At 74.7% G+C, this 12,933-nt stretch carries 10 protein-coding genes and 2 pseudogenes; 8 read left to right on the forward strand and 4 right to left on the reverse strand.

Annotated elements, in window-relative coordinates; translation table 11 throughout:
• Window positions 1–498: 498 nt before the first annotated feature.
• Both QMQ26_RS38500 and QMQ26_RS38505 read right to left on the reverse strand, forming a co-directional pair.
• On the reverse strand, window positions 499–1,266 hold the full coding sequence (locus QMQ26_RS38500) for a polysaccharide lyase family 7 protein (protein ID WP_404814232.1): 768 nt from the start codon (window positions 1,264–1,266) through the stop codon (window positions 499–501).
• 6 nt (window positions 1,267–1,272) lie between these two features.
• Window positions 1,273–1,683, reverse strand: a pseudogene (locus tag QMQ26_RS38505) (ricin-type beta-trefoil lectin domain protein); the annotation flags it as partial.
• Window positions 1,684–1,996: 313 nt separating this feature from the next.
• Here QMQ26_RS38505 and QMQ26_RS33205 point away from each other — a divergent pair.
• From QMQ26_RS33205 to QMQ26_RS38770, 6 genes and pseudogenes are all read left to right on the forward strand, one after another.
• A complete protein-coding gene (locus QMQ26_RS33205; protein WP_282203852.1) occupies window positions 1,997–3,877 on the forward strand; it encodes a DUF6531 domain-containing protein in 1,881 nt (626 codons plus the stop codon).
• A complete protein-coding gene (locus QMQ26_RS33210; RefSeq protein WP_282203853.1) occupies window positions 3,874–5,355 on the forward strand; it encodes an RHS repeat domain-containing protein in 1,482 nt (493 codons plus the stop codon). The genes QMQ26_RS33205 and QMQ26_RS33210 overlap by 4 nt, the downstream gene beginning before the upstream one ends.
• Complete coding sequence (locus tag QMQ26_RS33215; protein ID WP_282206666.1) at window positions 5,304–5,876, forward strand: RHS repeat-associated core domain-containing protein; 573 nt, start codon at window positions 5,304–5,306, stop codon at window positions 5,874–5,876. The genes QMQ26_RS33210 and QMQ26_RS33215 overlap by 52 nt, the downstream gene beginning before the upstream one ends.
• 5 nt (window positions 5,877–5,881) lie before the next feature.
• A complete protein-coding gene (locus tag QMQ26_RS33220; RefSeq protein WP_282203854.1) occupies window positions 5,882–6,379 on the forward strand; it encodes a hypothetical protein in 498 nt (165 codons plus the stop codon).
• A 23-nt stretch (window positions 6,380–6,402) separates the two neighbouring features.
• Entirely contained in the window at window positions 6,403–6,783 is a 381-nt protein-coding gene (locus QMQ26_RS33225; RefSeq protein WP_100839096.1) for a bleomycin resistance protein, read from the forward strand.
• Between the two features lie 328 nt (window positions 6,784–7,111).
• Window positions 7,112–9,231 (forward strand): annotated as a pseudogene (locus QMQ26_RS38770) (coagulation factor 5/8 type domain-containing protein).
• Between the two features lie 78 nt (window positions 9,232–9,309).
• On the opposite strand, the gene QMQ26_RS33235 reads toward QMQ26_RS38770, so the two are convergent.
• Both QMQ26_RS33235 and QMQ26_RS33240 read right to left on the reverse strand, forming a co-directional pair.
• Window positions 9,310–9,834 (reverse strand): universal stress protein, encoded by a 525-nt coding sequence (locus tag QMQ26_RS33235; RefSeq protein ID WP_282203855.1) that lies wholly within the window; start codon window positions 9,832–9,834, stop codon window positions 9,310–9,312.
• 109 nt (window positions 9,835–9,943) lie between these two features.
• Window positions 9,944–10,489 (reverse strand): universal stress protein, encoded by a 546-nt coding sequence (locus QMQ26_RS33240; protein ID WP_282203856.1) that lies wholly within the window; start codon window positions 10,487–10,489, stop codon window positions 9,944–9,946.
• Window positions 10,490–10,706: 217 nt separating this feature from the next.
• On the opposite strand from QMQ26_RS33240, the gene QMQ26_RS33245 reads away from it, so the two are divergent.
• Together QMQ26_RS33245 and QMQ26_RS33250 are read left to right on the forward strand one after the other, a co-directional pair.
• Complete coding sequence (locus QMQ26_RS33245) at window positions 10,707–11,864, forward strand: C40 family peptidase (protein ID WP_282203857.1); 1,158 nt, start codon at window positions 10,707–10,709, stop codon at window positions 11,862–11,864.
• A gap of 129 nt (window positions 11,865–11,993) precedes the next feature.
• On the forward strand, window positions 11,994–12,929 hold the full coding sequence (locus tag QMQ26_RS33250) for a squalene/phytoene synthase family protein (RefSeq protein WP_100839092.1): 936 nt from the start codon (window positions 11,994–11,996) through the stop codon (window positions 12,927–12,929).
• Window positions 12,930–12,933: the final 4 nt, after the last annotated feature.

Below are 12,933 nucleotides of genomic sequence, written 5' to 3' on the forward strand. Positions count from 1 at the left end.
CTGGGCAGCGGGGGGCGCGGGACGGAACGCATCGGTGGATGCCTCCTCGGTGGTGATCGGGGGCGGTGGAGGGTGACCGCGGGGCCCGGGACCCGGCGCGAGGCTGCCGGGCGGACCTGCGGGACGCTGCGCTGTGCTGTCGACCGGACGGGGCGTCAGGCCCCGCCCAGCGGAGCGGGATCGGGGGCTCCGCCGGTTCGCCGGTGGGCCGGGTTTGACCGGTGTACATCGCAGCAGCAGGCCGACGTGACGTCAAGTGCTCGATCGGGCGCAGTTTCGAACATCTTCGCGCAGAACGCGCAGCGGGGATGCGCGGAACGGCGGCGGGAGGGGGCGGGGGAACGGCTGCGGGAGGGGGCGGGGGAGCGGCCGCGGGAGGGCGCCGGGAACGCCGAGAACACCGGGAACGCCGGGAACGCCGGGAACATCGGGAACGCCGTCGCCCCGCCGGGTGGGCGGGGCGACGGCGGTGCGGGGGAGCGGCGGTGCGGGGGCGGGTCAGCCGTGGTTGACCGTGAGGGCGTAGAAGGCGACCCGGGCGCCCTTGGTGGTGCTGTCCGAGGAGGACTGGTTGTAGGAGCCGGCCTTGAAGTACTGGTGGTAGGCGTTGAAGGAGGACGGGATCGGGTAGTGGGTGGTGCTGCCGTTGACCGTCAGGTCGATGGTGTTGCCGCCGGAGACGGCGATGGTGTAGCTCCACTTGGCGCCCACCGCGACGTGGCCCACGGTGTGGGTGGTCTGCCCGCCGTCGGGGGAGTTCTCCACGCCCGCCACGATGTCGCCGCTCGCCCGGTAGTAGAGCTCGATCAGCGGCTTGGTGGAGGAGCCGCCGGAGCCGAGGTGGATCTGGCCGACGCAGACGTTGGAGGTCACCGAGACCACCCGCAGGGTCGCGGCCAGCCGGTGGCTACCGGCCAGCGCCCAGTCGGCCGCGCCGCCGTTCGGGTTCATCTCGCGCAGCTCGGAGCGGGCGTAGTGGGAGTTGGGCGTGGTGACGCCCTTCTCCGGGGCCCAGAAGGTCATCGCGCCGTCGCCGCCGTCGGTGTAGAAGTACGCGTCGTGGAAGCCGTTCGGGCCCTGGAGCGCGGCGGAGGAGACAGTGGTGGGCGAGCCGGGGGAGCCGACCGGTTCCTGGAGCTGCCAGCGCGAGAGGTCGAAGTTGCCGCCGGGGGAGACCGCGGGGTTCAGGCCGCCGGCGGGCGGGGTGGAGCCGGTGGGCGGGTTCCACTGCTGGTTCGTCCCGCCGGTGCAGGTCCACAGTTGCAGCGGGGTGCCGTTGGCGGTGGACCGGTCGGTGACGTCCAGGCACTTGCCCGCGCCGGTGTTGACCAGCCCGCCGTCGGCGGTCCACTGCTGGGCGGCGGTGCCGTTGCAGTCGTACAGCTGCACCCTGGTGCCGTTGGCGGTGCCGGCCGCCGCGGCGTCCAGGCACTTGCCGAGCGCGCGGACGGTGTGGTCGGAGGTGTCCACCGTCCAGCTCTGCGCGGCGGTGCCGTTGCAGTCGTAGAGCTGGACGGCGGTGCCGTTGGCGGTGGCGGCTGCGGCGACGTCGACGCACTTGCCGCCGAGGCCGGTGATCGGGCCGGTGGTGGTCGCGGCGGAGGCGGCGGGGCCGAACAGGCCCAGGGTGCCGACGACACCGGCGGCGGTGGCCGCCGCGAGGAGGGGGGAACGGCGCTTCATGGGAGTCCTTGGTCGCTCGTGGTGGGGGCCCGGATCGCGAGCGCGGATGCGGGGACACGGGGGCGCGGGGCGCTGTCCGACGGGGCGGTCCGGTGGGGGTCGCGCACCCGGGGGAGCCGATGGACAGCAAACCTTACTGACGATCCGCCGGAATCCTGCTGGCTTGCCAAGACCCTGTCAAGATGCGGCGGGTGCGCCGGGCGGCGCTGCCCGGCCGGGTCACGGTTGCCCCAAGCCCCCTCCCGGGCGCGGGAGTTCCGCGTTAGATTGCCGCGGTACGGGCACCGTACGGGGAGGCCGGGGTGAGGTTCGGATGAGCAACCAGATCGTCAAGGCCCTGGAGCACGGCGCGCAGAAACTCGGCCGGACGCTCGCCGAGGACGCCGGCAAGGCGCTGAAGGACTTCTACCGCAAGGCCGGCGACAACCTCAGGACCGTCGCGAGGAACACCCGCGAGATCGAGGCCAAGCACGTCAAGGACCTCGAGAGGATCATGCGCGGCGAGGGGCGGGACGGCGTCCCGCACCCGCGCCCGGGCGGCGGACGCGGCCGGGGGAGCGGGCCGCTGGGCCGGCGCGGGCGGCGCGGGCAGTCCGTGGACGGGAACTCCGGCTGCCACACCGCCGGCGACCCGGTGGACGTGGTCTCGGGCCAGGTCGTCACCGCCGAACGGGACCTGGTGCTGGCCGGGCTGCTGCCGGTGGTGCTGCGCCGCTCGTACGCGTCGGGGTACGTCGGGGGCCGGCTGTTCGGGCAGGGCTGGTCGTCCACGCTGGACCAGCGGGTGGAGGTCGACGCCACCGGGGTGCACTACGCGGGCGACGACGCGCAGATCCTGCACTACCCGCTGCCGCCGCGCCCCGGGGCCCGGGTGCTGCCGGACGGCGGGGCGCGCTGGCCGCTGACCTGGGACGCCGACGGGGGCTTCCGGATCGAGGACCCGGGCACCGGCCTGGTGCGGCACTTCGCCGACCCCGGCCCCGGCGGGGCGTACCGGATCGGCGAGGTCCGCCCGATCTCGGCGATCAGCGACCGCAACGGGCACCGGATCGCGTTCCGGCCCGACCCGGACGGCGTGCCCCGCGAGGTCGTCCACAGCTGCGGCTACCGGGTCGCCGTCGACCGCACGGTCACCCCCGGGGGCGTCCGGATCGAGGGCCTGCGGCTGCTCGACGGCACCGACGGCGGGCGCGGCACCGCCGTGGTCGGCTTCCAGTACTACCCGGACGGCAACCTCGCCGGGGTGGTCGACTCCTCCGGCCTGCCCCACGTCCACGAGTACGACGAGGCCGGGCGGATGACCGCCTGGATCGACCGCAACGGCCACTCCTACGCGTACACCTACGACGAGGAGGGCCGGGCCGTCTCCGGGACCGGCGAGGAGGGCGTCCTCGCCGCGGCGTTCCACCACGACCCGCGGGCCCGGGTCACCGTCGCCACCGACAGCCTCGGCCACGCCACCGCCTACCACTACGACGAGCAGCACCGGGTGGTGCGGGTCGTCGACCCGCTCGGCCACGCCACCGGCACCGAGTACGACGAGCACGGCCGGGTGGTGGCCCGCACCGACGAACTCGGCCGCACCGTCCGCCTCCGGCTGGACGAACACGGCGACCCGGTCCGGGTCACCGCCCCCGACGGCAGCGAACTCACCATCCGCTACACGGAGTTGCGCCAGATCGCCGCCCTGGAAGAGAACGGCCGTATCGGCGCCGCCTTCGACTACGACGCCGCCGGGAACCTGCTCGGCCGCACCGACGCCGCCGGCGCCGTCACCCGCTACGCCTACGACGGCCAGGGGCGGATGACCGCGCTGACCGACCCGCTCGGCCGCACCCACCGGATCGCCACCGACCCCGCCGGGCTGATCACCGCCGTCACCGACCCGCTCGGCCGGACCGCGACCGTCGAGTACGACGCGTTCGGCCGGGTCGCCGCCGTCACCGACCCGCTCGGCGCCACCACCCGGCTCACCCGCCGGGTCGAGGGCCAGGTCACCGAGCGCCGCCACCCGGACGGCACCGCCGAAACCTGGAGCCACGACCCGAGGGCAACACGGTCGAGCAGCGCGACGCCGCAGGAGCCGTCGTCCGCTTCGAGACCGGCCCGTTCGGACGCCTGCGGCGGCAGGTCCGCGCCGACGGCGAGGTCCAGACCTTCCGCTACGACACCGAGCTGCGGCTCACCGCCGTGACCACCGGCGAGGCGGTCTGGGAGTACCACTACGACCCGGCCGGACACCTGGTGGCCGAACGCGACCTCAACGGCCGCACCCTGCGCCACACCAAGGACGCCGCCGACCAACTCCTCGCCACCACCGACCAGGACGGCCGCACCACCACCTTCGCGTACGACCCGCTCGGCCGGCTCGTCGAGCGCCGCGACCACGACGGCGCCACCACCACCCTCGGCTACGACGAGCACGGCCACCTCGCCGTCCTGACCGACGGCCGCTCCACCGTGACCTTCACCCACGACCCGGCCGGCCGGGTGCTGACCGAGGACGTCGACGGCCGCACCACCCGCTACCGCTACGACCCGCTCGGCCGCCGCACCGGCCGCACCACCCCCACCGGCCTCACCTCCACCTGGAGCTGGGACGAGGCCGACCGCCCCGCCGCGCTCACCACCCTGCTCGAGGAACTCACCTTCACCCGCGACGCGGCGGGCCGCGTCACCACCAGCCGCCTCGGCTCCGGCGCCGCCCTCACTCAGAGCTGGGACCCGTCCGGCCGACTGACCGGCCAGGCCCTCTGGGCCCGCACCGACGGCGCCCCCGCCCCGCTGCACCGGCGCGGCTACCGCTACCGCGCCGACGGCCTCCCCGAAGCCGTCACCGACACCCTCCGCGGCACCCGCACCTACGCCCTCACACCCGCCGGACGGATCACCCGCGTCACCGCCGACGACGCCGACGACGCCGGCGAGAGCTACGAGAGCTACGCCTACGACGCCCTCGGCGCCGTCACCCGCGCCCACGACACCCGCCGCCCGCAGGACGGCTGCGCCGGCGAACGCGCCTACACCGGCTCCCTGCTGCGCACCGCGGGCCGCACCGCCTTCGACCACGACGAGCGCGGCCGACTGGTCCGGCGCACCGTGCGCACCCTCTCCGGCGGGCGCCGCGAGTGGCACTACCACTGGGACGACCGGAACCGGCTGACCGGCCTCGACGCCCCCGACGGCACCCGCTGGGCCTACGGCTACGACGTCCTGGGCCGGCGCACCTCCAAGCACCTGCTGGACGCCGAGGGCCGGGTCCGCACCGACGCCGAACGGACCTGGTTCAGCTGGGACGACAACCAGCTCGCCGAGCAGCGCACCGTCCTGCCCAACGGCGCCGCCCGCACCGTCAGCTGGGACTGGGAGCCCGGCACCTGGCGGGCCGTCGCCCAGCGCGAACGGATCACCGGCCCCGACGGCGACCCGGTCGACGAGCGGTTCTACGCGATCGTCGCCGACCTGGTCGACGCGCCGAGCGAACTCGTCCACCCCGACGGCCGGATCGTCTGGCACGCGGACACCAACGTGTGGGGGCGCCGCTTCCGGCGACCCGCCGCCGACGGCGCCCCGACTGCCCGCTCGGGCGGCCCGGCCAGTACCACGACGCCGAATCCGGCCTGGAGTACAACTACTTCCGCTACTACGACCCGGCCACCGGCCGCTACCTGAGCACCGACCCGCTCGGCCAGGAGGCCGGACCCGACCCGCACGGCTACGTCCCCAACCCGCTGTACTGGACCGACCCGCTCGGCCTGGCCCCCAAGCAGCCCTCCGGCTGGGGCGGCTGGTACGGCAAGCTGACGCCCGCGAACTGGACCGACGGCAGCGACACCACCCGCTACGAGGTCAACCACATCCCGGCCAAGGCCACCTACCTGGGCCTGGGCACCCCCGACCTCAAGGAGAGCACCGGCCCGGCGATCCGGATGGAGTACGACGACCACCGCGACTTCATCAGCACCGGCTCCTCCGCCGCCAGCGAGCAGTGGCGCGCCACCCAGAAGAGCCTGATCCAGCAGGGCAAGTTCGACGAGGCGATGAAGATGGACATCGACGAGATCCGCCGCGTCCACGGCACCAAGTACGACGCCGCGATCAAGGACATGGTCGACTCGCTGCCCGGCAACCGGAAGTTCCAGAAGTACCTGGCGGGGAACGGCTGGAAGATCCGCACCTGCCTCCTACAATGACCGGCATGGACATCGACCTCGAACCGGCCCGGGGCATCACCGGCTTCCCGCTCGGGATGGCCGCCGAGGACCTCAAGACCGCCGCCGCCGCGCTCGGCCGGGTCAAGGTCAAGGACGAGGGCCTCGCCGGGCGGTTCGCCTACATGAAGGTCACCGCCCTGCACGAGCAGTTCGAGATCGTCTTCCACCTGGAGGACGGCCGCACCCTCACCGCCGCCGAGGTCTGGGCCCCGCGCCCCGGCCCGGAGCGGATCACCGTCCGGCTCGGCGGCACCGACGTCTTCGCCGTCCCCGCCCGGCAGTTGCTCGACGAGCTGCGCGCCGCCGGGCACACCGTCGTCGACAGGACCCAGCACGCCTACGTGACCGACCTGCCGCTCGGCCTCACCCGCACCGCCGGACACGACGTCCCGCTGGACACCGACGGGCAACCGCTCCACTTCCAGGCCGCCCTGGTCGCCAGCCCCGGCTACTACGACTTCCTGCTGCCCGCGGCCGAGTAGCCCGCCCCCTCCCGGAGGAACCCGTGTCCGCACCGCCCGGCCCCGTCGCGTTCGAACGGGTCGCCCCGGTGGTCCCGGTCCGCGACCTGGCCGCCGCCCTGGAGCGCTACGGCCGCCTCGGGTTCACCACCGAGCCGTACCAGGACGGTTCCGGGTACGGCTTCGTCTCGCGCGGCGCGGTGGAGCTCCACCTGACCGAGTGGCCGGAGCACGACCCGCTGCGCACCGGCGCGGTGCTCTACCTGTACGTGTCGGACGCGGACGCGCTGCACGCCGAGTGGGCGGCGGCGGCACCGCCGGGACGGCTGACCGAGCCGGCCGACACCCCGTACGGGCTGCGCGAGTTCGGCTACGTCGACCCGGAGGGCACGCTGCACCGGGTCGGCTCCCCGCTCGCCCGCTGAGCGGCCCGGGCCGGTGCGGGCCGGGCCGGGCTGGTGCGTGCCGGTCCGTGCCGGTGCGGGCCGGGTCGTCCGTCGGTGCTCCGGGGAGCCGTCCCCGTCCGTTCAAGAGGTGAATGCTGCACGCCACTTGACGGTGAGTCGTCACCCCCTCAACACTTCCGTACGAACCCAGAGAGCGCTCTCAACCAGTCGGGTTCAGCAGAAAGGCGAAACCATCCCTTCTCCCACTTCGGCCCGGCGTTCACTTCACGAAGCCGGACGAGAGGACCCCCATGCGAAGGACGACCGCCCTCTCCCACCCCACCCCCGGCAGGCCGCCCACCCCCGGGTGCTCGCGCTGCTCGCCGCGGTGGCGCTCACCCTCGCGGCCCTGTTCGGCCTGGCCGCCACCGCCGGCCCCGCCTCCGCCGCGGGCGACTACACCCAGAGCGCCACCCAGCTGAACGCCTCGCAGGTCAAGATCGTCTTCACCCCGACCACGCCCGCGCTCTACGTGGACGTCCACTACCTGGTCAACGGCGCCAACCAGCAGAACGTCCGGATGGCCAACAGCGCGGGCACCTGGAGCTGGACCGTCGGCTCGCTCACCACGGGCAACGCCCTGGAGTACTGGTTCACCTACGAGAAGAGCGGCCCGCAGTACGACAGCCCGCACTTCACCTTCACCGTGGGCGGCGGCGCGAGCAGCCCCAGCCCCAGCCCCAGTCCCAGCCCCACCGCCAGCGCCAGTCCCAGCAGCAGCCCCACCGGCGGCACCGGCGGGACCTGCCCGGCCCAGTCCGACACCCCGAACTTCGGGCCCAACGTGCACGTCTACGACCCGAGCATGTCCAGCGCCACCATCCAGGCCCAACTGGACGCCCACTTCAACCAGATGAAGGACACCCAGAGCGCCCAGTTCTCCGAGAACCGGGTCGCCGACCTGTTCAAGCCAGGCACCTACAACGTCAACGACAACGTCGGCTTCTACACCTCGGTCGCGGGCCTGGGCCAGAACCCCGGCGACGTCACCATCAACGGCAACATCACGGTGGACGCCTTCAACGCCTCGGACGCGGGCAACGCCACCCAGAACTTCTGGCGCTCCGCCGAGAACCTGGCCATCAACCCCGGCGGCGGCACCGACCGCTGGGCGGTCGCCCAGGCCGCCCGTTCCGGCGGATCGACGTGCGCGGCAACCTGGCGCTGTACCCGGCCAGTTACGGCTGGGCGAGCGGCGGCTACGTCGCCGACACCAAGGTCAGCGGGCAGGCCGCCTCGATCTCGCAGCAGCAGTGGTACACCCGTGACAGCAGCCTCGGCAGCTGGGACGGCGGCGTGTGGAACATGGTCTTCTCCGGCGTCCAGGGCGCCCCGGCCAACACCTTCCCCAACCCGCCCGAGACCACCCTCGCCACCACCCCGGTCTCCCGTGACGTGCCCTACCTGTACGTCGACGGCTCCGGCAAGTACCGGGTGTTCCTGCCCAGCCTGCGCACCAACGCCACCGGCCCGAGCTGGGCGTCCGGCAGCACCCCGGGCAGCTCGCTGCCGATGAGCCGGTTCTACGTGGTCAAGGCCGGCGACACCGCCGCGACCATCAACAACGCGCTCTCCCAGGGCTGCAACCTGTTCGTCACCCCCGGGGTCTACCACCTCAACCAGACCCTGAACGTGACCAGGGCCGACACCGTGGTCCTCGGCATCGGCTACCCGACCTTCGTCCCCGACAACGGCGTCAACGCGATGCAGGTCGCCGACGTCGACGGCGTCCGGCTCAAGGGCCTGCTCTTCGACGCCGGTACCACCAACTCGGCCGCCCTGCTGACCGTCGGCCCGAGCGGCTCCTCGGCCAACCACGCCGCCGACCCGACCACCATCCAGGACGTCTTCTTCCGGATCGGCGGCGAGTTCGCCGGCAAGGCCACCACCAGCCTGGTCGTCAACAGCAACAACACGATCATCGACCACATCTGGGCCTGGCGCGCCGACCACGGCAATGCGGGCACCGTCGGCTGGACGGTCAACACCGCCGACAACGGCGTGGTCGTCAACGGCAACAACGTGCTGGCCACCGGCCTGTTCGTCGAGCACTACCAGAAGTACGAGGTCACCTGGAACGGCCAGAACGGCAGGACGATCTTCTTCCAGAACGAGATGCCGTACGACGTGCCCAACCAGGCGGCCTGGAAGTCGCCGTCCGGCCTGAACGGCTACGCGGCCTACAAGGTCGGCAGCAACGTCACCAGCCACGAGGCGTGGGGGCTGGGCAGCTACTGCTACTTCAACGTCAACCCGGCGGTGAACGCCTACCACGCGTTCGAGGTGCCGAACACGGCGGGCGTCAAGTTCCACGACGCGCTGACGGTCTCCCTCGGGTACCAGGGCACGATCTCCCACGTCATCAACGACACCGGAGGCGTCACCCCGGACGGGACCGTCCCGGTCAACGTGGTCGCCTACCCGTGATGACCATGTGCTGAACGAAGGGCGGGCGGCGGGCCGAAGGGCCCGCCGCCCGCCCCTGCCATACGGACGCGGGACCGGTCAGGGGTGCGGGACGAGGGCCACCGGGGCGGTGCTGTGCTGGACGGCGGCGTGGGCCACCGCGCCCAGGTCGCTGCCGAGCAGGTGCGGGCGGCGGCCGACCACCACCAGGTCGGCGTGCTCGGCGGCGGCGACCACCGCGCCGACGGCGCCCCCGAGGCGGGCCTCGACGCGCAGTTCGACCTCCGGGTGGGCGGCGGCGGCACCGGCCAGTGCCCGGGTCAGATCGGCTTCGATCTGCGCGCTCCGGTGGTCCGGGTCCGGGTCCGGCGGCAGCCAGCCGGGCGCCCCCGCCCAGAGCGGGACCATCTCCCAGCCGTGCACCGCCCGCACCACGGCGCCCGAGCGGGCCGCCTCGGCGAGCGCGAACTCCACGGCGGGCAGCGAGGAATCGCCCGCCAGGGCCACCACGATCTCCGGCCGGGCCGTGGCCCCGCCCAGCCTGGTGGGAGTGCCCACCGCCGCACCCGAGCCCGGCATCGCGGGCGCCTCCACCGCCGTGAGGGTGTCCGTGTCCGTGTCCATCGCGGTGTCCGTCGCCGCCGGCAGTGTGGCGGTGGCCGCCCCGCGGGCACGGGCACGGGCACGGGTGCAGGCACGGGTGCGGTCGTGGGCACGGGTGCGGTCGCGGCCGTCAGCGTCTCGGCCTCCGCCACCACCTCGGCCTCCATCCGGGCGTCCGGCTCGACCGGTACGTCCACGTCCGTGCGCGCCGCCACCCCGCGTGCGGGTCCCCGAGCGGCTGCGCGGCGTTCTCCTCGGCGGGGTGCTCCCGGACCAGGACCACCGGGCAGGCGGCCCGGGCGGCGACCGAGAGGGCCACCGAGGTGCCCAGCATGTCGGCCAGGGCGCCCGGGCCGTGCGAGCCGAGCACCACCAGGTCGTAGCCGGCGGCCAGTTCGAGCAGGGCGTCGGTGGGGTCGCCGGCGGCGGCCTGGGTGCACACCGACAGCTCCGGGTGGGCGGCCAGCAGGTCCGCCGCCAGGGTCTCCAGGTCGTCGTGCTCGGCCTGCTGGAGCGGGGCGGCGTCCGGGCCCTCCGGCCCGGCGGTGCCGAGCCAGTGCCAGACCCGGAGCAGAGTCAGTTCCGCCTCGCGCCGCACGGCCTCCGCCGCCGCCCACTCCACCGCGGCCCGGGACTGCGGGGAGCCGTCGTAGCCGCTCAGGATCTTCTGCGTCATGGTCCACGTCCCCTCTCGCGCCGGACGGCCGACCGCCGTCCATGGCGGTCGTCGGCTACCCCGCTGAGCGGCGGACATGCGGGGACGGGTGGTGCGGGTGGGGCTGGGCCGCGCGGGTGAGCGTGCCCGGCCCCGGGTGCGAGATCCCCGGGGCCGGCCGGAGCGGGTGCCAGAGTGGCCGTGGTTCCGATCATCAGACCGAGGACGGTGGACACCGGTGTCCCGTGCCACACCCCGATCCTGGCGGGCCGCGGCCCTGCTGCTGGCAGCGCTCCTGTTCGTTCCGGCGGTCCCGGCCGCCGCCGACCCCGCGCCCCCACCGGCCGGCGCCGACCCGGCCGGCGCCGACCGGGCCGGAGCGGCCACCGGGGCGGACCGGCCGCTCGACCGGCTGGCCGCGGACGTCGCCGAGGCCCGGCACGCCGCCGAGACCGCCGAACAGCAGTACACCGCCGCCGCCGGGGAGTTGGCGCAGCGCCGGAAGGACTCGGCGGACGCCGCCCGGCAGGCCGACCGGCAGCGCGCACGGCTCACCGAGGCCGAGACGGAGGCCGCCCGGCTGGTCGCCGAGCAGTACCGCAGCGGCGGACTCGGCTCGCTGGCCCGGCTGTTCCTCGCCGACCGGCCCGAGGACTTCCTCGACCGGCAGCAGCGCGCCGCGTCCGACACCCGCAGCGCCGCGGCCGTGCTGCGCGACCTGCGCGAGGCCCGCAACCGGATGGTGCTGCTCTCCGAACAGGCCGCGCAGGCCGAGCAGTCGGCGTCCGCCGCCGCCGACCGGGCCCGACGGGCCCTGGACCAGGCCCGGCAGGGCGCCGCCCGCACCGAACAGCTGCTGGCCGCCGCCACCGCCGAGCAACTCGGCCTGCTGGAACAGCGCGAGAACGCCCTCGCCGCCGACGCGGACCGCCAACTCCTCACCGCGAGCCCCGGCGGCGGGGCGTCCGCGGCCGGACGCCGGGCCGTCGAGTTCGCCCTCGCCCAGCGCGGCAAGCCCTACCTGTGGGGCGGCGCGGGCCCCGACGCGTTCGACTGCTCCGGCCTCACCTCGCAGGCCTGGCAGGCCGCCGGCGTCCCGATCCCGCGCACCAGCCAGCAGCAGTGGGCCGCCCTGCGCCACATCGCCCTGCGCGACCTGCGCCCCGGCGACCTGGTCATCTACCACGGCGACGCCGGCCACGTCGCGCTCTACCTGGGCGCCGGCGCCGTCGTCCACGCCCCGCACACCGGCACCGTGGTCAAACTCGCCCCCGTCACCATGCTCCCCATCCTGGGCGCCGTCCGCCCCGACCCGGACACCCCGGCCGAACCCGCACCCCCGGCCCCGCCCGCGCCTGCCGCGCCCGCGCCCACCGAAGCCGTGCCGCACCCCTGACGGCAGATCGACGAGGCCCCCCGAGGTGCCCGGCCCCGGCGGCCGAGGGCGCCCCACCGTCCGGTGGGACGGCCGGGGTTGGCAGGATGGCCGGTCAGGGGCGGGCCGTGCGAGTGGAGGGTGGGACGGGTGGGCGGTTGGGAGCGGGCACTGGACGCGGCGGGGGTGCGGGAGCCCGCGCTGCGGGCGGCGTACGGGCGGGAGCGCGAGCAGGTGGTGGCGTACAAGCGGGAGGTGGCGCTGGCCGCCGGGCTGCTGCTGCCGCCCGGGACACTGCCGCACGTGATCGTCGCGACCGCGTTCATGCACCGCACCGACGACCTGCTGGACAGCGGGCCGCCCGCCACCCGCCGGGCCGCGTCCACCCGCTGGCGCGAGGAGGTGACCGCGGCGCTCGACACCGGCCGCACCGACCGGCCGGAGCTGCGGCCGCTGCTCGACAGCGCCGAGGCCCGGCCCGTGCTGCGCGCCCGGGTGCGGGACTTCCTCGCGGCCGCGGACGCCGACCTCGACTTCGCGGGCTTCGCCACCGAGGCCGACTACCAGGCCTACCTGGACGGTTACTCGCTGCCCGGCTTCATGGTCGTCGCCGCGCTGCTCGGCCCGGACGGCGACCAGACCGCCTACCGCGCCGCCTGCCGGACGTTCATCGACTCCAGCCAGCGGCTCGACTTCGTCAACGACCTGGCCGAGGACCTCGCCGACGGCCGCCTCACCCTCCCGCGGCAGACCCTGGCCGAGTACGGCGTCACCCGCGCCGACCTGACGGGCGGGGCGGCGACCGGGCCGGTCCGGGCCCTGCTCGGCGCGCTGCTGGACCGGGCCGACCGCGACCGCGCCGCGAGCGGCGCGCTCGTCGACCTGGTGCCGCCCGCCCACCGGCCGATGGTCCGCTGCCTCGTCGGCGTCGAGCAGCTCACCGCCACCGCGGCCCGGGCCGACCTCGACGCCCTGCTGCGCCGCTCCGCGAGCCCCGCCAAGCCCGCCCTGCTGCGGCTGCTGGCCCGCGAGTACCTGCGGGCCCGCCGGGTGCGCCGGGTGCGCGCAGGGCGTCGAGGGCGTTGAGGGG

The organism is Kitasatospora fiedleri, assembly GCF_948472415.1.
Taxonomy (GTDB): Bacteria; Actinomycetota; Actinomycetes; order Streptomycetales; family Streptomycetaceae; genus Kitasatospora; species Kitasatospora fiedleri.